At 72.2% G+C, this 21,799-nt stretch carries 21 protein-coding genes; 13 read left to right on the forward strand and 8 right to left on the reverse strand.

Annotated elements, in window-relative coordinates; all coding sequences use genetic code 11:
* Window positions 1-5 precede the first annotated feature (5 nt).
* Together LL648_RS32420 and LL648_RS32425 are read left to right on the forward strand one after the other, a co-directional pair.
* A complete protein-coding gene (locus LL648_RS32420; protein ID WP_232666609.1) occupies window positions 6-1,478 on the forward strand; it encodes a glycoside hydrolase family 3 protein in 1,473 nt (490 codons plus the stop codon).
* A 17-nt stretch (window positions 1,479-1,495) separates the two neighbouring features.
* Window positions 1,496-1,648, forward strand: a complete 153-nt coding sequence (locus LL648_RS32425) for a type II toxin-antitoxin system VapB family antitoxin (protein WP_232666610.1) — start codon at window positions 1,496-1,498, stop codon at window positions 1,646-1,648.
* Between the two features lie 121 nt (window positions 1,649-1,769).
* Here the strand turns inward: LL648_RS32425 and LL648_RS32430 are convergent, their stop codons facing one another.
* Window positions 1,770-3,143 carry a GntP family permease gene (locus tag LL648_RS32430; protein ID WP_232666611.1) on the reverse strand — a complete coding sequence of 458 codons (1,374 nt, stop codon included), beginning with the start codon at window positions 3,141-3,143 and terminating at the stop codon, window positions 1,770-1,772.
* 169 nt (window positions 3,144-3,312) lie between these two features.
* On the opposite strand from LL648_RS32430, the gene LL648_RS32435 reads away from it, so the two are divergent.
* Together LL648_RS32435 and LL648_RS32440 are read left to right on the forward strand one after the other, a co-directional pair.
* Entirely contained in the window at window positions 3,313-4,194 is an 882-nt protein-coding gene (locus LL648_RS32435) for a LysR family transcriptional regulator (RefSeq protein ID WP_232666612.1), read from the forward strand.
* A 72-nt stretch (window positions 4,195-4,266) separates the two neighbouring features.
* Window positions 4,267-5,328 (forward strand): tartrate dehydrogenase, encoded by a 1,062-nt coding sequence (locus LL648_RS32440; RefSeq protein WP_232666613.1) that lies wholly within the window; start codon window positions 4,267-4,269, stop codon window positions 5,326-5,328.
* Here the strand turns inward: LL648_RS32440 and LL648_RS32445 are convergent.
* Together LL648_RS32445 and LL648_RS32450 are read right to left on the reverse strand one after the other, a co-directional pair.
* Window positions 5,315-5,944, reverse strand: a complete 630-nt coding sequence (locus LL648_RS32445; RefSeq protein WP_232666614.1) for a hypothetical protein — start codon at window positions 5,942-5,944, stop codon at window positions 5,315-5,317. The genes LL648_RS32440 and LL648_RS32445 overlap by 14 nt on opposite strands.
* A 589-nt stretch (window positions 5,945-6,533) precedes the next feature.
* Window positions 6,534-7,073 (reverse strand): helix-turn-helix domain-containing protein, encoded by a 540-nt coding sequence (locus LL648_RS32450; protein WP_232666615.1) that lies wholly within the window; start codon window positions 7,071-7,073, stop codon window positions 6,534-6,536.
* 52 nt (window positions 7,074-7,125) lie between these two features.
* Between LL648_RS32450 and LL648_RS32455 the strand changes: the two genes are divergently transcribed.
* The 7 genes from LL648_RS32455 to LL648_RS32485 all read left to right on the forward strand — a co-directional run bounded on the left by LL648_RS32455 (window position 7,126) and on the right by LL648_RS32485 (window position 16,232).
* Window positions 7,126-8,286: a pyridoxal phosphate-dependent aminotransferase gene (locus LL648_RS32455; protein WP_232666616.1), complete on the forward strand. Its 1,161-nt coding sequence runs from the start codon at window positions 7,126-7,128 to the stop codon at window positions 8,284-8,286.
* 119 nt (window positions 8,287-8,405) lie between these two features.
* On the forward strand, window positions 8,406-10,490 hold the full coding sequence (locus LL648_RS32460; RefSeq protein ID WP_232666617.1) for a PhoX family protein: 2,085 nt from the start codon (window positions 8,406-8,408) through the stop codon (window positions 10,488-10,490).
* Between the two features lie 50 nt (window positions 10,491-10,540).
* Entirely contained in the window at window positions 10,541-11,587 is a 1,047-nt protein-coding gene (locus LL648_RS32465; RefSeq protein ID WP_232666618.1) for an MBL fold metallo-hydrolase, read from the forward strand.
* A complete protein-coding gene (locus LL648_RS32470) occupies window positions 11,584-12,312 on the forward strand; it encodes a hypothetical protein (RefSeq protein ID WP_232666619.1) in 729 nt (242 codons plus the stop codon). The genes LL648_RS32465 and LL648_RS32470 overlap by 4 nt, the downstream gene beginning before the upstream one ends.
* Before the next feature lie 227 nt (window positions 12,313-12,539).
* Window positions 12,540-13,955 carry an aromatic ring-hydroxylating dioxygenase subunit alpha gene (locus tag LL648_RS32475; RefSeq protein ID WP_232666620.1) on the forward strand — a complete coding sequence of 472 codons (1,416 nt, stop codon included), beginning with the start codon at window positions 12,540-12,542 and terminating at the stop codon, window positions 13,953-13,955.
* A gap of 8 nt (window positions 13,956-13,963) precedes the next feature.
* Window positions 13,964-15,400, forward strand: a complete 1,437-nt coding sequence (locus LL648_RS32480; RefSeq protein ID WP_232666621.1) for a glutamine synthetase family protein — start codon at window positions 13,964-13,966, stop codon at window positions 15,398-15,400.
* Between the two features lie 25 nt (window positions 15,401-15,425).
* On the forward strand, window positions 15,426-16,232 hold the full coding sequence (locus tag LL648_RS32485) for an IclR family transcriptional regulator domain-containing protein (RefSeq protein WP_232666622.1): 807 nt from the start codon (window positions 15,426-15,428) through the stop codon (window positions 16,230-16,232).
* Window positions 16,233-16,240: 8 nt separating this feature from the next.
* Here the strand turns inward: LL648_RS32485 and LL648_RS32490 are convergent, their stop codons facing one another.
* Window positions 16,241-17,275 (reverse strand): zinc-dependent alcohol dehydrogenase, encoded by a 1,035-nt coding sequence (locus tag LL648_RS32490; protein WP_232666623.1) that lies wholly within the window; start codon window positions 17,273-17,275, stop codon window positions 16,241-16,243.
* Window positions 17,272-17,874 carry a TetR/AcrR family transcriptional regulator gene (locus tag LL648_RS32495; protein ID WP_232666624.1) on the reverse strand — a complete coding sequence of 201 codons (603 nt, stop codon included), beginning with the start codon at window positions 17,872-17,874 and terminating at the stop codon, window positions 17,272-17,274. The genes LL648_RS32490 and LL648_RS32495 overlap by 4 nt, the downstream gene beginning before the upstream one ends.
* 127 nt (window positions 17,875-18,001) lie before the next feature.
* Between LL648_RS32495 and LL648_RS32500 the strand changes: the two genes are divergently transcribed.
* Together LL648_RS32500 and LL648_RS32505 are read left to right on the forward strand one after the other, a co-directional pair.
* Window positions 18,002-19,093 (forward strand): alpha/beta fold hydrolase, encoded by a 1,092-nt coding sequence (locus LL648_RS32500; protein WP_232666625.1) that lies wholly within the window; start codon window positions 18,002-18,004, stop codon window positions 19,091-19,093.
* A 145-nt stretch (window positions 19,094-19,238) separates the two neighbouring features.
* Window positions 19,239-19,619 carry a DsrE family protein gene (locus LL648_RS32505; RefSeq protein WP_232666626.1) on the forward strand — a complete coding sequence of 127 codons (381 nt, stop codon included), beginning with the start codon at window positions 19,239-19,241 and terminating at the stop codon, window positions 19,617-19,619.
* A 7-nt stretch (window positions 19,620-19,626) separates the two neighbouring features.
* Here the strand turns inward: LL648_RS32505 and LL648_RS32510 are convergent, their stop codons facing one another.
* The 3 genes from LL648_RS32510 to LL648_RS32520 all read right to left on the reverse strand — a co-directional run bounded on the left by LL648_RS32510 (window position 19,627) and on the right by LL648_RS32520 (window position 21,743).
* Complete coding sequence (locus LL648_RS32510) at window positions 19,627-20,652, reverse strand: CU044_5270 family protein (RefSeq protein WP_232666627.1); 1,026 nt, start codon at window positions 20,650-20,652, stop codon at window positions 19,627-19,629.
* Window positions 20,649-21,191 (reverse strand): RNA polymerase sigma factor, encoded by a 543-nt coding sequence (locus LL648_RS32515; protein WP_232666628.1) that lies wholly within the window; start codon window positions 21,189-21,191, stop codon window positions 20,649-20,651. The genes LL648_RS32510 and LL648_RS32515 overlap by 4 nt, the downstream gene beginning before the upstream one ends.
* Window positions 21,192-21,350: 159 nt before the next feature.
* Complete coding sequence (locus LL648_RS32520) at window positions 21,351-21,743, reverse strand: MerR family transcriptional regulator (RefSeq protein WP_232666629.1); 393 nt, start codon at window positions 21,741-21,743, stop codon at window positions 21,351-21,353.
* Window positions 21,744-21,799 lie beyond the last annotated feature (56 nt).

Genomic DNA, 21,799 nt, shown 5'->3' on the forward strand with positions numbered 1-21,799 from the left:
CAAGCATGGTCGGCAACGGCGACACCGGGGACAGCGCCAACGGGGACAGGGGGTTGCGGCGGCTCGCGGCGGGCACGCTGCTGGCGTCCTTCCACGGCATGACGGCACCGGACTGGGTGCGCCACGAGCTGGCGGCCGGGCTGGGTGGCGTCACCCTGTTCGGGTTCAACGTCTCCTCGCCCACGCAGCTGCTCGACCTCACGTCGGCGATGAAGGCGGCGGGGGAGCCGGTGGTGTCGCTCGACGAGGAGGGCGGCGACGTCACGCGGCTCGCGTATCACGTCGGCAGCCCCTGCCCCGGCAACGCCGCGCTCGGGGCCGTCGACGACGTCGAGCTGACCGCGCAGGTGTACCGGGCGATCGGCGCCGAGCTCGCCGCGTGCGGCGTGAACCTCGACATGGCGCCCGACGCCGACATCAACGTCGCCGACGACAACCCGGTGGTGGGCACGCGGTCGTTCGGCAAGGACACCGGGCTGGTGGCGCGGCACACGGCGGCCGCGGTGCGCGGGCTGGAATCCGTCGGGGTCGCGGCGTGCGTCAAGCACTTCCCGGGGCACGGCGCGACCACGGTCGACTCGCACCTGGCGCTGCCCGTCGTCGACGTGAGCGTCGACGAGCTGCGAGCCCGTGAGCTGGTGCCGTTCATCGCGGCCATCGAGGCGGGCACCAAGTCGATCATGACGGCGCACGTGGCGGTGCCGTCGCTGACGGGGTCGGAGCCGGCCACGCTCTCCGACGCCGCGCTCACGACGCTGCTGCGCCGTGAGCTGGGCTACGACGGTGTGGTGGTCACCGACGCGCTCGACATGCACGCGATCATCGGCGGGGTCGGCCTGATCGGCGGCGCCGTGCGGTCGATCGCGGCGGGCGCCGACCTGCTGTGCCTCGGGCCGGCGCCGGACCAGCACGACATCACCCGGATCATCGACGGGATCATCGCCGCCGTCCGTGACGGCGACCTGCCCGGCGAACGCCTGGAGGAGGCTGCCGACCGGGTGGCCCGGTTGCATGCGTGGTTCCGTGCGTCGGCCGGCTCGGGTGCGGTCGGCGCGCGCGAGGTGATCGGGCTGGACGCCGCCCGCCGGGCCGTGCGCCTCACCGGCACCGTCACACCGCTCGTCGACCCCTTCGTCGTCGAGGTCGACACCCCGCCGAACATCGCCGCGGGCGAGGTCCCGTGGGGCGTGGCGCCGTGGCTCCCGACGGCCGAGGTGCTGCGGGTCCGCGCCGCCGAGGCCGACACCGCCGACCTGCTGGCCCGGGCGGCCGGGCGCTCCCTCGTCGTCGTGCTCAAGGACGCGCACCGCCACGCCGACAGCCGGGAGCTGGTCTCGACGCTGGTCGCAGCCCGCCCCGACACCACCGTGATCGAGATGGGCATCCCGGCCTGGCGCCCCGACGGCGTCGCCCACATCGCGACCTACGGCGCGGCGCGGGTCAACGCCCGTGCGGCTGCGGAGCTGCTGACGGCCTGAGCAGCGATACTCGGCCCATGACGTTCGATGGCAGTCCCGAGGACGCGGACCACCCCGATCTGGCAGATCAGGTCGGACGGTTCCAGCGCGAGGCGGCGGTGCTCCCGACGCTGGACGAGCGGCCGGCTGAGGAGATCCTCGGCTACGACGAGCACGGTCTGCCGGGCTGACCGTCGCCCCTGCATCGGCGAAGCCCCCAACTTCCCCATCGTTTTGCCAACTTGCACACCCCAAAGCTCGTGCAGATTGGCAAAACGGTGGGGAAGTTCCAGGTGCGTGGTGGCGCGGACCTCAGAGCGCGGCGCCGAGCACGAGGATCAGGGGCAGCGAGACGACCGACGCGAGCGACATCGCGACGGTGTGGGTCTTGAACGTGCCGCGGGTGCTCAGGCCGAGCAGCGACTGGAACATCCAGAAGAAGTTGCTGCTGACGTGCGGGAGGAAGAGCGCCCCCGAGCCCGCGGCCAGCGCGACCAGCACGATCGGGACGCCGAGGCCGCCCGCGATGGGGGCGAGGATGCCGGCGGCGGTGATCGCGGCGACGGAGATCGAGCCGAGCGCGACGTGCAGCACCGCCGCGATCAGCCAGACCAGCAGCAACGGCGGCAGGAACGCGGAGGAGAACGCCACGGAGAGCACGTCGGCGAGCCCCGATCCTTCGATGACCGCGCCGAGCGAGCCGCTGATGCCGGAGAGGATGAGGATCGGCCCGCACGACGTCAGCGCCACCCCGATCGCCGCGCGGATCTCGCTGCCGCTGCGGACCCGGCTCGCGAGGACGTACGCCCACCCCGCGCCGATGAAGATCGCGATCACGGGGTCGGTGAGGAACCCGACCACGGCACCGTCCCAGCCGAGTCCGCCCGCCAGCGCCCCGAGCGCGATCAGCGCGAGCGCGAGGAGCACGGGGGAGATGGCCAGCGCGAGCGGCAGGTTTGCCGTGCCTTCCCGCAGCTGCGGATCGTCCGGTTCGTCGACGGGCAGCGCCGACTCGGGCAGCGCCGACTCGGGCAGCGCCGACTCGTCGAGCTCGGGGTCCCAGCGCACCAGCCGGGGCAGCGCGAGCTGGAACAGCACCATGGTGATCACGGCGGTCGGCACCCCGACGAGCAGGCCGAACAGGAACATCTGACCCAGTGGCACGCCGAGCAGCCCGGCCAGCGCGACGGCAGCCACCCCGGGCGCGACGAAGACCAGCCCCACCTCGATCCCCGCGGTGAGCGCGCCGCCCATGAGCGCGATCCCGCGCACGCCGAGCCGCGGGCCGAGCCGCCGGGCGAGCGGCGCGGACAGCACCAGCAGCACGTCCGAGTAGATCGACGTGAACAGCGAGCTCAGCGCCACCGCGATGACGTACGGGACGCTGCGCTCCCCGAAGACGCGCAGCACGGCCTCGACGAGCCGCTGCATGGTGTCGGTGACGGTCAGCAGCGCCCCGAGCACGACCCCGAACGTGATCAGGACGCCGATGTCGCCCAGCACGTCCGCGAACCCCGCGGTGACGGCCTCGGGGGTGCCGGCGAAGCCCACATCGGTGGTGACGCCGAGCACCAGCGTGCCGATCATGAGGGCGAAGACGGGTGGCGCCTTCGCCCAGGTGATCAGCACGACGACGCCCGCGATCACGACCGCGGTGGTCAGCAGCAACAGCAGTTGGTGGGACACCGTCGTCTCCTTCTGTCATCGGACGGCCTGTCGTCGGACGACCTCTGGCCTCACGAGCGCGGTCCATTTGCCACCCCGCGCCCGGCCCGTGTCCAAGACCGAAATACGCGGCCCGTGATAGGAAGGGCCTATCAGTACTGCTCCGAACTGCTCCGACGCCGGAGGTGGCATGGACATCAGGCAGATGCAGTACTTCCTCGCGGTGATCGACGCGGGCAGCGTCCACCGCGCGGCTGCGCAGCTGTTCGTCGCGCAGCCGTCGGTCTCCCAGTCGCTGCGCAGGCTGGAGCGCGAGCTGGGCTGCGAGCTCTTCCACCGGGTCGGGCGCAAGCTCGTGCTCAGCGCCGCCGGCCGCGCCCTGGTCGAGCCCGCCCGCGAGCTGGTGCGGTCGCTGGAGGTCGCCCGCGCGACCGTCGAGGCCGTCGACGGGCTGCGCGGCGGTCGCCTGCACGTCGCGTCGATGCCGTCGCAGGCCGTCAGCCCGCTGTCCGGGCTGATCAGCCGGTTCCTGGAGCGCTACCCCGATGTCGAGGTCCGGGTGAGCACGGCTCCCCGGCCCGACGACGTGTGCGACGCGCTGCGGGCCGGCACGGCCGAGCTGGGGCTCGTCGCGGTGCCGAACGGGCCGCTGCGCGAGCCCGGGTTCCGGGTGGAGCCGGTGGAAACGCAGTCGTTCGTCGTCGTCGCTCGCAGCGCCGCGGATCTCCCGCAAGGGGACGGACCGGTCCGGCCGGAAGACCTCGCGGGTCTGCGGCTCGTCGTCGGCCAGCGCGGCACCGGCATGCGGCGGGTCGCCGACGCGGTGCTCGCGACGAACGGGACGAGCCGCATCGCCGTCGAGATCGAGCACCGCGAGGCGTTGTTGCCGCTGGTGCTCGCGGGGGCGGGGGTCGCGGTCGTCGCCGACTCCTGGGCCCCGCTGGCCCGCTCGGCCGGCCTGGTCGTGCGCCCGCTGGCGACGGAGGAGGTGCTGCACGTGTCGCTCGTCGGCCCGGCATCACGGGCGAGCCCCGCGGCCGAAGCGTTCCTCCGGGTGGCGGGCGAGCGCTGATAGCTTCTTCCTATCGCCCGGTCGACGAGCCTGTCTTGGACAGGTGGCGATGGGCCGTCTTGACTGGCGGGCATGACCACGACCCACCGCATTGCCCTCATCCCCGGCGACGGCATCGGCACCGAGGTCCTGCCCGCCGCCTGCGCGGTGCTGGACGTCGTCGGTGCTCGGCACGACATCGTGTTCACCTACGACGAGCTCGACTGGTCGTGCGAGCGGTACGTCGCGGAGGGCGCGATGATGCCGGCCGACGGGCTCGACCGGATCCGCCACCACGACGCGATCCTGCTCGGCGCGGTGGGCTGGACGGGCGTGCCCGACCACGTGTCGCTGTGGGGGTTGCTGATCCCGATCCGGCGCCAGTTCCGCCAGTACGTCAACCTCCGCCCGATCCGGATCCTCGACGGCGTTCCCGGCCCGCTCGCCGGGGCGCCCGAGGTGGACCTGGTGGTGGTCAGGGAGAACGTCGAGGGCGAGTACTCCGAGATCGGCGGCCGGCTCAACCGGGGGTTCCCGGACGAGATGGCCGTGCAGGAGTCGGTGTTCACCCGCGCGGGCGTCGACCGGGTCCTCGACTACGCGTTCACGCTCGCCGGGGAGCGGCGCGGCGAGCTGGTCTCGGCGACGAAGTCGAACGGGATCATCCACACGATGCCGTTCTGGGACGAACGGGTGGCCGCGCGCGCCGCACACCACCCGGCCGTCGCCTGGCGCCAGGAGCACATCGACGCGCTGGCGGCCAAGCTCGTGCTCGACCCCGGCCGGTTCGACGTCATCGTCGCGTCCAACCTGTTCGGCGACATCCTCAGCGACCTCGCGGCGGCCGTCGCGGGCTCGATCGGGGTCGCGCCCGCGGCGAACCTCAACCCCGAACGCGAGTTCCCTTCGATGTTCGAGCCGGTGCACGGCTCCGCCCCGGACATCGCGGGCAAGGGCATCGCCAACCCCGTCGGCATGCTCTGGTCGGCGGCGATGATGCTCGAGCACCTCGGCCACGCCGAGGCTGCGGCCGAGGTCGTCGACGCTTTCTCGCAGGTGCTGGCCGGCACGCCCGTGCGCACCCGGGACCTCGGCGGCAGCGCGACGACGAAGGAGTTCACCGACGAGGTGATCGGGCGCGTCACCCGGCGATGACGTGGGTCTCCCGGTGCCGGCTCGCCGTGAACGCGCGGGGCCGCGGTGGCAGGCGCAGCGCCCGCCACCAGGGGAACGGCGTGCCGCCCGCGGCTCGCCTGCGGACGAACCCGCGCTCGGCCGAGCCGTCGGTCGCGGCGTACTCGCGCGCGTCGACTCTGTAGAGCTCGGCGACGGCGGCCGCCGCGGCGGGGCCGCGCACGTCGCGGGTGCGCGGGTCGACGCCGTCCCAGTGCTCGTCGATCTCCCGCTCGACCGCGCTGGTGTCGGAGTGGTCGACCCCGAGCAACGTCGTGCGCTGCACGGTGCGGCTGCCGCCCGCGGTCGCGGCCAGCACCGTCCACCGGACGCCGATCTCGGCCCAGTCCGTTGCGATCGCCACGTGGCCGTGCCCGAACTCCGCGAGCAGGATCGCCAGCGGCACCGCGGTGCCGGCCAGGGTGTCCCCGCCGACGACGAGCCGAGCCGATCCGCCCGGTCCGGTTGTGGTGTAGGCGTCGATCGTGGCGGCGTCCAGCACCATGTCGGCCTTCGCCGACCGGAACGCCGCGTAGACGACACGCAGGTCGGTGCCGGCGGGCGCATCGAGGCAGAAGGCCTCACGCAGGGTGCTCATCGTCCTCCTCCAGCCGATGTGTGGGTGTCGACTGGAGAAAGCGTGCATAGGGTGTCACCGCGAGGGCTAGCCGCCATGCGTCAGGATCGTTGTCGCTTCATGTACCCCGCCACGGTCGCAGCTCGCCCCGGCCACGGGCCTGCGCGCGGCTCGCGTGGGTCGATCCGACGCCGTGGGCCGGTCGTCGTCGTGTCGCGGAACGGATAGCGCCGGAAGGCGACGTCTCCGCGGCCGCGACCGATCTTGACACCGCCCCCTCGCCGGACCACGCTACACGGAGTGATCAGACGCCTTGTCTGATCGTTAGGGGGTTTTTGTGTTCGGATTCATGGAAAAGGTCGCCGACGGCATTCTCGGCCGGATGGTGCCGCGTGCGGCCGCCGATGCTCGAGTGCTGCGCGACGAGATCTACTGCTACTGCAAGCGGAATCCCGCGGACAACACGCCGGTCGAATGGCGCCGGCCGTGCCCGGCGTGTTCCTGCCACCCGACGTCGAGGATGTGTTAGGAGGAGGGCAGGAAAGCCACTTTCCTGCCCTGTGAGGGCCGGAAAGTGGCTTTCCTGCCCTCGCGTGCGGAAGGTACGGACCTAATCCGGGTGGATCATGACCAGCACGGCGCGCCCGCCGTCCGGCCCGCCCTCATAGAAGTGCGGGACGGCCGCGTCGAAGCGCATCGAATCGCCCGCGGCCAGTTCGACGGCGGTATCGGCCGGCCCGGTCGTGACGGAGCCGTCGACGACGACGATGCACTCCTGCGTCCGGTCGAGGTGGGCGGCCGACCGCTGCTGCGTGTGGTCGACGCTCATGTCGTAGACCTCGATCGTCCCCGCGACCCGGATGCGGTGCAGCAGGCGCGCGTGGACGGCGTCGCCGTCGACCCGCGGCCCGTCGGCGGCCCGCACGACCTCGACGGTCGGCCCGACCGGTTCGAGCAACGCCCCCAGTGGTACTCGCAAGGCCGTGGCCAGCGCGTAGAGCGTGCTCAGCGTCGGGTTGCCGGTGCCGAGCTCGATGCCGTGCAGGGTCGTCTTGCTGATCCCGCCGGCCTCGGCGAGGTCGGCGAGCGATCGGCCGGCGGCGGTCCGGAGCCGGTTGACGTTGCGGCCGACCAGTTGCGCATGCCCCATGCGTACCAGCATAGTGAGATTGCGTACCACTATGCTGAAGGAGCTCGGAACTGTGACCGTCACACGCTTGCGCGGCATCCCCGGCATCGGCGTCGACGTCGTCGGTGACGCCGCCGACGCGGCGGGCGATCCCGAGACGCTCCGGATGGAGAACCTCGACACCGACCTGCGCCCGCCGCAGGTCGCGCTCGACATGACCCGCGCCCAGATCGACGAGGACGCCGCCAACAGCTACCTGCCGTTCCAGGGCAGCCGCGCCCTGCGGGCGGCCGCCGCGGCGCACGTCGGCCGGATCGCGGGCCGGTCGTACGACCCCGACACCGAGTGCGTCAGCGTCGCCGGCGGGCTCAACGGCGTGCTCAACACGCTCCTCGCGACTGTCGAACCGGGCCAGGAGGTGGTGCTGTGCGACCCGATCTACGCCGGGCTGGTCAACCGTGTGCTGCTGGCCGGTGGGGTCCCGCGCCACGTCCCGTGCGCGGCCACGCCGGCCGGCTGGGCCGTCGATCCGGATCTGCTCGCCGCCGCGGTCGGCCCGAACACCGCGGCGGTGCTGATGATGAGCCCGGTCATGCCGAGCGGTCTCGTGCTCGGCGCCGAGCACTGGACGGCGCTGGCCGGGGCGCTCGAACGGCACGACGCCTGGCTCCTCTACGACGCCGCGATGGAACGGATCCGCTTCGACGGCGTGGCACCCGACCACCCTGCTGCTCACGCCGGCCTCGCCGATCGGACCATCACCATCGGCTCCGCGTCGAAGGAGCTGCGCATGATCGGCTGGCGGGTCGGCTGGGTGGTCGGGCCGGCGCCGATCCTGGCCGACGTCCGGCTCGTCGGCCTCACGAACGTCGTCTGCCAGGTCGGGATCGCGCAGGCCGCGGTCGCCGCCGCGCTCGACGCCCCGGATGCGGCCGACGACGTCGCCCGCGCCATCGCGGTCTGGCAGCAGCGGCGCGACCGCGTGCTGGACCAGCTGCGCGGCTACCCGGTGATCCGCCCGGACGGCGGCTGGTCGGTGCTGGTCGACACCCGCCCGCTCGGCCTCCCGCCGGCCGCGGCGTGCGCGCGGCTGCTCGACCGCGGCAAGGTCGCGGCGACGCCGATGTCGGGCTGGGGCCCGAGCGGTGATCACCATTTCCGCCTCGTCTACGCGAACGAGCCGGTGGAACGGCTCGACGGGCTCGGCGACCGGTTCCGCGCAGCGTTCGGCTGATCGGCCGCACTCCAGCCGGCAAAGGGTTGTCCTTTCGTTCACCGGCGCGTCAACGAGCGGCTCCCGCTCGCCCATAGCGTTCTGGCGACTCTCGAACTGATCGCCACCACGGAGCCACGATGCCTTCGAACGACCACCCGTCGCGCCGCCTGCTGCGGGCGCTCCCGCTCCTGTCCCACCCGGGCGGGCGCTCCGCGATGACCTGCCGGTACCGGTGCGGCAGCGCGTGCGCGCACCCGGCGCCGAACACGAGCGACAACCCCTACCTCGGCGACATCGTGAGCGCCGCTGTCTCACGGCGCTCGATCCTGCGCGCGGCCGCCGTCGTCGGGCTGGTCGGGGCGACCGGTGGGGCGCTCGCGGCCTGCACGCCGGCGCCGCCCGCACCTGCCGGACCGGCGCCCGGTGGGCCCGCACCCGTTCCGCCGGAGGCGGCGCCCGGCCTGCGCTTCACGCCGGTCGCCCCGAACACCGCCGACGCCGTGACCGTCGCCGACGGCTACCAGCACGAGGTCGTGGTGCGCTGGGGCGAGCCGATCGTCAAGGGCGGCCCGGCGTTCGACGCGGGCGCCCAATCGGGCGCGGCGCAGGCGCTGCAGTTCGGCTACAACTGCGACTACCTCGCGATGCAGGACCTCAACCCCAACCAGCTGATCATGGTGTCCAACCACGAGTACACCGACGAGGTGCTCATGTTCGCCGCTTACGACAAGGCGAACCCGACCAAGGAGCAGTTCGAGATCGCGCTCGCCGCGCACGGGCTCTCCGTCGTCGTCTTCGACAAGAACGGCGCATCGGTCAAGGTGGCAGCAGGGCACGACCTCAACCGCCGGATCACCGGTGCGACGGCGTTCCAGATCACCGGCCCCGCGGCCGGCTCCGACTTCCTGAAGACCGCTGCCGACCCGACCGGCACGACCGTGTTCGGCACGCTGAACAACTGCGGTGGCGGTGTCACGCCCTGGGGCACGGTGCTGTCGGGCGAGGAGAACTTCAACCAGTACTTCGGCAACGCCGACGGCATCACCGAACCGGCGGCCGCCGCACGGCTGAAGCGCTACGGCTTCGCCGCGGGCGCGAGCGAGCGCAAGTGGGAGCGCTTCGACGCCCGCTTCGACGTCGCGAAGGACCCCAACGAGGTCAACCGGTTCGGCTGGGTCGTCGAGCTCGACCCGCGCGACCCCACCTTCGTCCCGCGCAAGCGCACCGCGCTCGGCCGGTTCAAGCACGAGGCGGCCGAGCCGCGGCTGACCCCGGACGGGCGCGTCGCGCTCTACATGGGCGACGACGAGCGCTTCGACTACCTCTACAAGTTCGTCTCGACCGACGCGTACCGCCAGGGCGACGCACCGGACGTCCGCGAGCACAACCTCGGCCTGCTCGACAACGGCACCCTCTACGTCGCCGCGTTCACCGGCAACAGTCCCGCCGCCGAGATCGACGGCTCCGGCAAGGTGCCCGCGGACGGCAACTTCGACGGTTCCGGCAAGTGGATCCCGCTGGCGCGGGGCGCCGAGTCGATCGTCCCCGGGATGACGGCCGCCGAGGTCTACGTCTTCACGCGCGAGGCCGCCGACAAGGTCGGCGCCACGAAGATGGACCGCCCCGAGGACGTCGAGCCGCACCCGAAGTCGGGGGTCGTCTACGTCGCGCTCACCAACAACTCCGACCGCGGCGCCGACGGCAAGGCCGGTGTCGACGAGGCGAACCCGCGCAAGGGCAACAAGCACGGCCAGGTGCTGGAACTGACCGATGACCGCAACGACTCCTCGGCCGAGACGTTCACGTGGCGGCTGTTCCTCGTCTGCGGCGACCCCGCCGACGCCAGCACGTACTTCGCCGGCTTCCCCAAGGACCAGGTCAGCCCCATCTCGTGCCCCGACAACCTCGCGTTCGACGAGCACGGCAACCTGTGGATCGCCACCGACGGCAACGCGCTGAAGTCCAACGACGGCCTGTTCGGCGTCGCGGTCGAGGGGCCGCAGCGCGGGCAGGTGAAGCAGTTCCTCACCGTCCCGTCGGGCGCGGAGACGTGCGGCCCGATCGTGCAGAAGGACCGGGTGTTCGTCGCCGTGCAGCACCCGGGGGAGAAGGACGGCGCCACTGTCGAGAAGCCGGCGTCGACCTGGCCCGACGGCCCCGGTCACCTCGTCCGCCCGTCGGTGATCGTCGCGCACAGGGCCGGCGCGGCGATCGGCGCCTGACCCCGCATCGCCAGCTCGGCGAGGCGAGGTTCGGCGCTACGGTGTGCCGCATGTGTGGCACCGACGCGGGTGATGTCGCTGTTTCCGCTCCGCGGCCCGCGCCGGGCCCCGCCGTCGATCCGATCGCCCTGGAGCCGGTCGACGAGGTGCTGATCACGACGCTCGTCGACAACGTCTACGACGCGTTGCTGCCGAACGACGAGCGGACCGTGCGCGCGGAGATCGCGGGCGCGTCGACGATCGCGCCGCAGTTCGAGGAGGGGCGCACCAAGGTCGGTATGGTCGCGGAGCACGGGTTCGCGGCGCTCGTCACGGTGCGCAGGGGCGACTCGACCACAACGCTGCTCTTCGACACCGGGCTCTCGCCCGACGCGATGCTCACCAACGCCGACCGGCTCGGCCTCGACCTGGCCGCGCTGCAGGGTGTGGTGCTCAGCCACGGCCACTTCGACCACGCCGGCGGGCTGGCCGGGCTGGCGGAACGGGTCGGGCCGCGGCGGATGCCGATGGTCGTGCACCCGCTCGCGTGGACGCGCCGCCGGTTCGCCGTCCCCGGGCAGGATCCCGAGATGCTGCCGACGCTGAGCAAGCGCGCGCTGGTGGGCGAGGGCTTCGAGGTGCTCGAACGGCGTGTGCCGTCGCTGCTGGTCGACGGGTGCGTGCTGGTGACGGGTGAGGTGGACCGCACCACCGACTTCGAGCGCGGCATGCCGCCGCCGCACCAGGAGTGGGTCGATGGCGAGTGGCGGCACGACCCGCTGGTGCTCGACGACCAGGCGCTCGTCGTGCACGTGCGCGGCCGCGGGCTCGTCGTCCTGACCGGCTGCGGGCACGCGGGCGTGGTGAACATCGTGCGGCACGCGCAGCGGCTGACCGGTGTCGACGAGCTGCACGCGCTGCTGGGCGGTCTGCACCTGAGCGGGCCGGCGTTCGAGCCGGTGATCGGGCCGACCGTCACGGCGCTGTCCGCGTTTGCGCCCGCTCTCGTCGTCCCCGGCCACTGCACGGGGTGGCGGGCGCAGCACGCGCTGGCCCGCGAGCTGCCCGACGCGTGGGTGCAGAGCAGCAGCGGGACCACGCACCGGCTCACCGCATGATCGACTGGTCCGGGCTCCGTCACGCCTACGGGACGGCGCAGGACGTTCCGGCGTTGCTCCAACGGCTCGAACCGGATCCGGAGGCCGAGGTCTGGGAGGAGCTGTGGTCGCGGCTCTGCCACCAGGGCGACGTGTACTCCGCGAGCTTCGCGTCGCTGCCCGCGTTGACGTCGGCGATCGCGGGGTGGCCCCCGGCCGACCGCATCCTCGGCCTCAACCTGGCGGCGGCCATCGTCGCCGGAGCGGACAGGGACGGCAGCGACGCCCGCCAGCGCTACGCCGCGGAGATCGCGAACCTCGCCTACCTCACCGCCGAGAGCCGGCGAGCCGCGGACCCGGCCGATCCGGCGGCGTACATCTACCTCCTGCAGGCCACCCTGGCCTTCGACGGGGTGCCGGTCTGGGGGCTCGAGCTGGACAAGCTCGCCGATGGCGAGTACGAGGCACCGTGTCCGACGTGCGGCACCGAGAACTACATCGTGATCGGGGAGGACGGCCGCTTCACCACCGTCGAGGAGTACGTGACCGACCCCGCCGCCGTCCGCATACCGCTGCGGCCCGCCGTCCTGGACGGTCTCGCCGAACGGCTCTGGAACACCGCGCGCGGCGACGGGCAGCAGGACGTCGCCGACCGTCTGAGACACCTGTTCGGCCACGGCACCTGCGGGCAGTGCGCGGCGCAGTTCGCCGTCGCGGAAGCGATCGCGACGGCGGCAGCGGGCTGAAGGCCGAATCTCCCCACCGTTTTGTGCACCTGCGCGGCCGCAGAGCGCGCAAGTGCACAAAACGGTGGGGAAGTTCGACGGGGTGTCGCGCCGCCGCCCCAGTGGGCTTCCGTTCGCCGCCGGACGAGCTCCTTGCCGACTGACATCGCCGGGCCTTAGGCTGTCCGCATCCGGACAACTTGTTCGTTAATCGAACACCACGGCAGAGCGGCCGAGGAGACTCCGTCATGCGCGCAGAGGACAACCGGAAGATCACCGAGACCGGACCAGGCACACCCGCGGGCGACTGGATGCGCCTCTACTGGCAGCCCGCGGCACTGACCGAGGAGCTGGAGACGGAACGGCCGGTCGTCCCGGTCCGCCTGCTCGGTGAGGACCTCGTGCTGTTCCGCAACGACGCCGGCGAGCTGGGCCTGATCGACCGGCGCTGCGCGCACCGCGGCGCCGACCTCGCGCTCGGCCGGCTGGAGGACGGCGGCCTGCGCTGCTACTTCCACGGCTGGCTGTTCGGGACGGCCGGCAACTGCCTCGACACCCCGGCGGAGCCGGAGGACAGCCAGCTGCGCGCGAAGGTGCGCATCCGCTCGTACCCCGTGGTCGAGCGCAACGGGATCGTGTGGGCCTACCTCGGCGATGGTGAGCCGCCCGAACTGCCCGCGCTCGACTGCTTCACCGCGCCCGACGCCTACACGTTCGCCTTCAAGGGCTATCTCGACTGCAACTGGCTGCAGGCGCTGGAGGTCGGCATCGACCCCGCGCACGCCTCGTACCTGCATCGGTTCGAGGAGGACGACAACACCGGCGACAGCTACGGCAAGCAGTTCCGCGGCGCGTCGCTGGGCACCGACCTGCCGATGACGAAGATCCTGCGCGAGTACGGCCGCCCGGAGATCCTCAACGCCCGCACCGAGTACGGGCAGCGCATCGTCGCGCTGCGCAAGCTCGACAAGGACGGCCTCGACGGGTCGTCGACGCACGTCCGGATCACCCACCAGGTGTTCCCGCACGGGATCACGATCCCCATGAGCGCCACGATCGCGATCACGCAGTGGCACGTCCCGATCGACGACTTCTCCTGCTACTGGTACGCGATGTTCACCAGCCTCGACGCTCCGGTCGACCGCGCGACGATGCGCGCGCAGCGGCTCGACGGCATCACGCTGCCCGACTACAAGCCCGTGCGGAACCGCGCCAACAACTACCTCTTCGACTTCCACGAGCAGCGCACCCAGACCTACACGGGCCTCGGGAAGGACATCAACGTCCACGACCAGATGGCCGTCGAGGGCCAGGGCCGCATCTACGACCGCAGCCGCGAACGGCTCAGCCGCTCCGACCGCGCGATCATCACCTTCCGGCGGATGGCGTTGAAGGCGATCGACACCGTCGCGGCCGGCGGGCACCCCGACACGCTCCTCATGGACACCGCCGACGTCGAGAGCCGCGGCCCGATCCCGCTCGACGGCATCGGGCCGACGGGGGAGTGGGAGACGTACTGGGCCGAGTCGATCGCCGACCTGCGAAAGGCCAGCCCATGGGCGTCCGACCTGCGGGCCGCGCTCGCCACCGGGCCGGCCGGGGTGCCCGGCTCGCCCGTCGAGCCCGACCGCTCGCAGCTGCCCGACGCCTACGGCCGGGATTGAGCGGCGTCGTGGGCTTCATCGAGAAGTTCGGGCTCTGGACCGAGGAGCAGCAGGCGGCCGGCCGCGACGTGCTCGCCCGGGTCGAGCGGGATGACGTGCACTCGGTGCGCCTGTCGTTCGTCGACCAGCACGGGTTGCTGCGTGGCAAGACCGTCCCGGCGACGGCGCTGCCGGCAGCCTTCGCGAACGGGATCAAGTGCGTCTCGACGCTCGTCCTGAAGGACACCTCGGGGCTGACCGCGTTCCCGGCGTTCAACGCCGACGGCGGGGTCGGGATGGCCGAGCTGGCCGGCGCGTCCGATCTGGTCATGGTCCCCGATCCGACGACGTTCCACCCCGTGCCGTGGGTGGAGGGCACCGCGCGGGTCGTGTGCGACCTGCGCTTCCAGAACGGTGAGCAGGTGCCGTTCTGCAGCCGTGGGGTGCTGCGCACCGCGCTCGAGCGGGCCACCGCGGCCGGATTCGACTACCTGACCGGCCTCGAGATCGAGTTCCACCTCTACCGCAGGGCCGGCCATGCCCCGAACGCCGACGGGATCGGCCTCGGCACCTTCCCGACCCCGGTCGAGCCGATCAACTACGGCAACCAGCTGCTCGCCGAGGACCGCGGCGACGAGGTGGAGCCCGCGATGTCGCGGTTCCGCGACGTGCTGGGGCGGATGGGCATCGAGCTGCGCAGCATCGAGGTCGAGTACGGCGCCAACCAGCTCGAAGTGACGCTCGACCCCACCGTCGGGCTGCGCTCGGCCGACGCGATGGTCCTGCTGCGCAGCACGATCAAGCAGGTCGCGCGGCGCAGCGGCTACCACGCGACGTTCATGTGCCGGCCGCAGGTGCCCGAAAGCAGGTCGAGCGGGTGGCACCTGCACCAGACGCTGCTCGACGGCGCCACGGGACGCAACCTGTTCGTGCCCTCCGACGGCGACGGCCCGATCTCGCCGACCGGCGCGCGGTTCGTCGCCGGTCAGCTGGCGCACGCCGCAGCGGCATGTGTCTTCGCCAACCCGACGATCAACGGTTACAAGCGGTTCCAGCCGTACTCGATGGCGCCCGACCGGATCGCGTGGGCCCGCGACAACCGCGGCGCGATGATCCGGCTGGTCGGGTCGGCCGTCGACGGCTCGACGCACATCGAGAACCGGGTGGGGGAGTCGGCGGCGAACCCGTACCTCTACATGGCCTCGCAGCTGCATTCCGGACTGGAGGGCATCGAGCGCGGGCTGGACCCCGGCCCGTCCGCCGACGATCCGTACACCGCTGAGGCGGGCAGGCTGCCGGCGAACCTCGCCGAGGCCGTCGCCGCGCTCGAAGCGGACGCCGGGATGGCCCGGGCGTTGGGTGCCCGGTTCGTGCACTACTACGCGGCGCTCAAGCGGGCCGAGATCGCCCGGTTCGAGCAGGCCGTGACCGACTGGGAGCAGCGCGAGTACTTCGATCTGTTCTGAGACGCGGGGAAGGCAGGGGAAGCAGGTGGCGAAGCTGAACGAGCGGGACGAGGCCCGCCGCGCGAGCAGGGAGCTGGACGGGGACAGCCGCGGCGACTACTCCGAGGCACTGGAACGCGGCCTGCTCGTGCTCACCGCGTTCGAGCGGGCGGAGGAGCGGATGACCCAGTCGCAGCTCGCGCGCAAGCTCGACCTGCCGCGGGCGACCGTGCGCAGGGCGCTGCTGACGCTTGTCCACCTCGGCTACGTCGTCACCGAGGAGCGCGCCTACCGCCTTGCGCCCAAGGTCCTGACCCTGGCCTCGGCGTACCTGTCGACGAACCCGGTGAGCCACGTCCTCCAGCCGTTGTGCGACGAGGTATCGGCCGGGTTCGGGGCATCGTGCACGGTGGCGGTGCTGGACGGCGCGACCGCGATGATGATCGTGCGGGCGGTGCCGCGCCAACCGCTCGCGATCGGGCAGGGGGTCGGCTTCACCGTGCCGGCGACCCGGTCGGCGCTGGGGCAGGTGCTGCTGGCCGGGCTCGGCGAGGACGAGCTGCGTGCGCACCTCGCCGATCACTGTGCCGAGCACTGTTCGGGCGACCCCGATGGCGCCGCGATCAGGGAGGTATTGGCGGAGGTCGGGAAGCAGGGCTTCGCCTACGTCGCGAACGCGGTGGAGGCTGGCTTCCACTCGATCGCCGTGCCCCTGCTGCGCTGGGACGGGACACCGGTCGCCGCGCTCAACGTCGGCTCCAGCGTCGAGCACCTGACCAGGGCGGACATGCTGGAGAAGGTGCTGCCGGCGCTGCTCGACCGGGCGCGGGCGGTGCGGCCGCAGCTGGTGTGACAGGGAGCTCAGCGGCGCATGATCAGCTTGGTGAACGGCTCCGCCAGCGCGGCCGGTGCGTCCTCGAAGGACGTGATGGTGGCGATCACGGTCGGGTCGAACGCGCCGCCCGCGACCAGCGCGAGCGGCTCGTCCAGCAGCGAGCGGGTGTGCACCCAGCCGGTCCGGAACGTCACGACGTTCATGTACATCGCGTAGACGGGCAGCGCCACGGGCGCCCCGCGGTGCACGGCGCCGCTGGTGCAGGTGCAGGTGCCGCCCGGGCCGGTGGAGCGCAGCGCGAGGGCCAGCCCGTCCGCAGTGCCGCTGGCATCCACGGTGACATCGAACGCCCCGACGTCGAGCGTGTCCGGCTCGATCGCGACGGTCCGCAGGCCCAGCTCCGCGGCCTGCCAGAGGGTTGGACCGGCCGGCCGCGGAGCCGCGACCAGTACGTCCGACGCGCCCAGCGCGCGGGCGTAGAGCGCGGCGTAGAGCCCGATGCTGCTGCTCGCGGCGGCGGCGCCGACGAGCACGGTGCCACCGGGGCATTCCCGCAGCGGCGGCCCGACGGCGCGCCACGCGTCGACCAGGTTGTCGCCGATGCCGGAGACCCGGATCGGGTCGACATCCTCGGGCACCGGCACGAGCATGTGATCGGCGAACGGGACCTCGACGAGGTCGGCGAGGAACCCGCCCCACCTGCCGACGTGCGGCCCCCACCCGTAGCAGGAGCCGGGCGGGACGGTCGTGCAGAAGGTGTCCTGGCCGCGGCGGCAGCGCCCGCAGCTGCCGCAGGAGATCTGCCACGGCATGATCACATGATCGCCCGGGCGCACGCGCGTGACACCGTCGGCGACCTCCGCGACGACCCCGACGCCCTCGTGCCCCATCGGGGTGCCGGCACGGAATCGGATGCGGCCCGACATCGCGACGGCGTCCATGTCGCAGGTGGACACGACGAGCGGGGTCACGAGGGCGGCGGCGGCGCTGCCGAGGGTCGGGGCGGGCACGTCGTCGCGCCACCGGGTCGCGCCACGCCCCTCGAACGTCAGCTGCTTCACCGCGCGGCCCCCGCCACCAGGCCGTCGAGCACCGCGTCGACCCCCAGCCGGTAGCGGGCGTCGACGGACGCGCGCGAGGCGCCGGCGATCCCGGCCAGCTCGGACATGACGAACCCGCGGTGCGCCGCGACGATGACGTGCGCCGCCTCGACCGGGTCGAGCGGGTTGCCCAGCCCGTCCAGCCAGGCGCGCACGGCGGCGACGGTCATCCGGTAGACATCGGCGCCGACGCGCAGGTCCGACGCGTCAGGGGAGAACTCGGCGAACGGCCGCGAGTACATCACCTCGAACAGCAGCGGTCGCTCGACCGCGAACCGCCGCGCGGCGTCCAGCAGTGCCACCAGCGCGCCTCGTGGGTCGTCCTGCGCCGGGACCTCGGCGAGCCGGGACCGCAGCGCGGCGAACCCTTCGAGGTAGATCGCGCGGACCAGGCCGGCCTTGTCGCCGAAGAACTCGTACAGCGCCGCCGTCGAGGCTCCGGCGTCCGTTGCGACCCGCCGCGCGCTGATCGCCGCCGGCCCCTCGCGCTCCAGCGTCTCGACGGCCGAGCGCAGAACGGCCGCGCGCACGGCGTCGGTCCGCACCTTCGGTCTGCCCATGGGTCGACCCTCCCAGTTTCGGAGAGATGTTTCAATACATGTCTACGAAATATTCGCTCCCTGCTGCGTTGCGCTGCCCCGGTGACATCTGCCCAGCTCAGGCCGTCGGAGCGCTAGAGTCTGCGGCATGACGCGGCCCGTGCACCCGCCCGCCGCGCCGCCACAGGACGTCCGCTTCTGCCGCAGCGCCGACGGAACCCGCTTGGCGTATGCCATCCACGGTTCCGGCCCGCCGATCCTCGTGGCGTCGTGCTGGCTCAGCCACCTCGAATACGACTGGCAGAGCCCGGTGTGGCGGCACTTCCTGCTCGATCTCGGCCGGTTCGCCACCGTCGTCCGCTACGACGAGCGCGGCTACGGGATGTCGGACTGGGACGTCGAGGACTTCTCGCTTCCCTCCCGGATCGCCGACCTGGAGGCGGTGGCCGATGCCGCGGGCCTCACGCGGTTCGCGCTCATGGGCATGTCGCAGGGCGGGCCGGTGGCCATCACCTACGCCGCCCGGCACCCGCAGCGACTCACCCGGCTCGTGCTGTATGGCACCTACTCCGTCGCGATGCGGGACGCCACGCCGGACGCGCGGGAGCTAGAGGACACCTTCACACAGATGATCAAAGTGGGCTGGGCGCGGCCGGACAGCACGTTCCGGCGGGTGTTCACCAACCTCATGATCCCCGGCGCGACCGAGCGGCAGGCCGGCTGGTTGGACGAGCTGCAGGCCCGCGCGACGTCCACCGAGAACGCCGTCAACGCCCGCACCGAGCGGATGCGCGCGGACGCGCGGGAGCTCCTGCCCGAGATCGCCACGCCGACTCTCGTGCTGCACGCCCGCGGCGACCGGATGGTCGACTTCGCCGAGGGCAGGGAGCTCGCGAAGAGCATCTCCCGCTCGCGGCTGGTGTCGCTGGACAGCGACAACCACATCACCCTCGCCGACGAGCCGGCGTGGCCGGTGGTCGTCGACGAGGTGGCCGCGTTCGTCCGGCAGGACGGCATGGGTGCGCCGGCGACGTCGGCCGCGCTGCGGTCGCTGACCGACCGCGAGCTCGACGTGCTGCGTCTGGTCAGCCAGGGCTACGACAACGAACGGGTGGCGTCGACGCTCGCGCTGAGCACGCGCACCGTCGAGCGGCACCTGACAGCGCTCTACGCGAAGCTGGGACTCTCCGGCCGCTCCGCGCGGGCCGCCGCCGTCGCGCACCTGCTCACCCCGCGCTGAACCGGTGGCTGCGTGCCAGCCGCCACCGACCACCGTCGGATGGCCCGCAGACCTGGCGGCTGACGCGGATCCGGAACCGGCGTCCGGTTCATAGCCTCGTCCGTACGAGCCGAGCCATGAGGTGCGGCGGAACGGAGGAGGCATCATGAGCAACAAGGCAGTGAGCAGCAAGGCAGTGATCAACCTGGCGACCGGTCTGGAAGACCCGGAGCGGGTCACCGTGGCGTTCCTGACGGCCGTCGCGGCGGCGGAGCAGGGCCGGCCGACGATGATGTTCCTGACGAAGGAGGCCGCCCGGCTCGCCGTCCCGGGCGTCGCGATCGGTACCGCGTGCGACGGCTGCCCGCCGCTGGTCGAGCTGGTCGACCGCTACGAGCGAGCCGGCGGCCGCTACCTGGTGTGCCCCATCTGCGTGCAGGCGAAGAAGCTGGACTCGGGCACGTTCATCGCCGGTGCCGAGGCGGGTGGCACGGTCCCGCTGTGGAACTGGATCGGCGACGAGGCCGCCACGGCGTTCAGCTTCTGAGCCGGTGTCACGGCCGCTCGGTGGGCGAGTCGACCCGGCCGGAGCCGAGTATCAGCTGGGACCACGCCACCGCCGGAGGGGGCCCGACGAGCAGCACGTCCGACTGCGCTTCGAGGACGATGATCTCGCTGCCGAGGATCCATCCGGTCGCCGGATCGATGATCAGGACGTGCCGGGCCGGACCTCCGGAGTACTCCTCCGGGATGCTGATGGCGACCCCCGGCCGGCCGGTCCCGTCGGTGACGGGCCCGTCGACGGTGATGCCGGGCTTCGTGGCGAGCATGCGCAGCGCAGCGGCCTGCACCTGCGGCTGGACGACGCTGTAGACGGCGATCTGCTCCACCATCTGGAACCAGTTCGGTTCCATCGCAGGCGCGAACTCGCTCCGGTTGCGCTGCTCACGATCCCTGATGAAGGTCTCCAGCGCCGCGGGATCGGCCGGATACTCGGCTCTCGGCAACTCGCTGGCATGCCGTTCCTCGATCGAACTGCCACGTGGCTGCCGACGCTCGGTGCGGCCGGTGCCGTCTGCCGCGGTCCACGTCTCGGTCTCGGACGTGGACAGCTCCTCCCCCCGGCCGCCCTCGAAGAACCCCGAGCCGAGGCTGCGGACATGCAGGTAGTCGTACCGCGCTTCGCGGAGCGGGGGATGGGCTGCCGCGCAGTCGGCGAGCGTGTTCAGCAGCGTTGCCGCGTCGGGTGCGTGGGTCGTGCCGCACGCCGGCGACGGGCTGACGGCGGGCGGTTCCGGGTCGGCGGGCGCCGACAGCGACTGAACACCGACCACGGCACCGATCGCGACGGCAGCGGCGACGGCGACGGCGAGCAACGCCGGCGCGAGGCGTCGCCGCGGGCCGACGACGGGGCGAATGCTCGCGCGGTGCTCGTGGAGGCCGTGCTCGTGGGGCCGGTGCGGCTCGGCGAGAATTGCGTCGAGCCGGCGCTGCCGCACCGCGGCCGGCACCACCCGCTCGAGCTCACCCGCGGACGGGAACTCCTGCGCGGCCATCCGGTCGGCGGACGTCCTGGTCATCGAACCTCCTGCACGGCGGGCAGCGGACCGGTGTTGTCGATCTCGTCGAAGCGGGCGAGCGCGGCGCGCAGGCGCCTTCGGGCCCGGTGCAGCCTGACGGCGAACGCGGTGGTGGAGCAACCCGCGACCCGCGCGGCGTCGGAGGCCGCCAGACCGTCCCAGAGGCTCAGCATGAGCGCCTCGCGATCGAGGTCGGAGAGCGACGCGAGCGCCTGCAGCACGGCGGCCCGCTCGGCGACGGATTCGGAGAGATCAGCGGCGGCGTGCGGGGTGCCGATCCGGTCCAGCTCCAACAAGATCACGTCGGCACGCCGCTTCCCGCGGCGGTACTGCTGGTTGATCGCGTTGCGCGCGACCACCAGCAGCCAGGGCAGCGGGTCGTCCGGCAGATCGGGGAAGGTTCGCCACGCGATCAGGAACGTCTCGTCGACGGCCTCGCTCGCCACCTCGGCCGGCGCCCTGCGCAGCGCGTAAGCGAGCACGCGGTCGTAGTGGTCGCGGTAGAGCTGTGTGAAGCGCTCGGAACCGGCATCCGGCACAGATCCCCCTCGTGTCGTCACCGAAGAAGATGCCGCGAACCCCCGGATCCTTACAGCCGGCCCCGACCTGCAGGCGGCTGGCGACCGTCGACAACGACGTTTTGGCTGTTGTGAGCGCTAACAAACAGCCAGAACGTCGTTGTCGACGTCATGGCGCGGTCAGCCGGCGGCCGCGAGCTCGTCGGCGGCGCGGCGGGCTTCCGGCGGTGCCGTGGCGATGATCCCTTCCAGCGACCGGCGGGCCGTCTCCAGCTCGGCGATGCAGGCGGTGAGGCGGGCGTGCTCGCGGTCGAGGTCGAGGAGCAGCTCGGGGCAGTCGGCGATGAGCTTCGGGCCCTCCGCAGTCATGCACGGCAGCAGCTCGCCGATCGTGGTGGTGGAGAGGCCGGCCGCGAGCAGGTTGCGGATGTGCGCGACGGTCGTGACGTCCGACTCGCGGTACTCCCGGTACCCGCTGGACCGCCGCAGCGGCCGCAGCAGCTCCTGCTCCTCGTAGTAGCGCAGCAGGCGCTGGCTGACCCCGGTGCGCCGCTCCAGTTCCCCGATCTTCATGTGATCCCCGATTCGCCGCTTGACTCTCACATTGATGTGAGACTCTAGCTTGCCTG

Origin of the sequence: Pseudonocardia sp. TRM90224, assembly GCF_021245725.1 — a bacterium.
Classification (GTDB): domain Bacteria; phylum Actinomycetota; class Actinomycetes; order Mycobacteriales; family Pseudonocardiaceae; genus Pseudonocardia.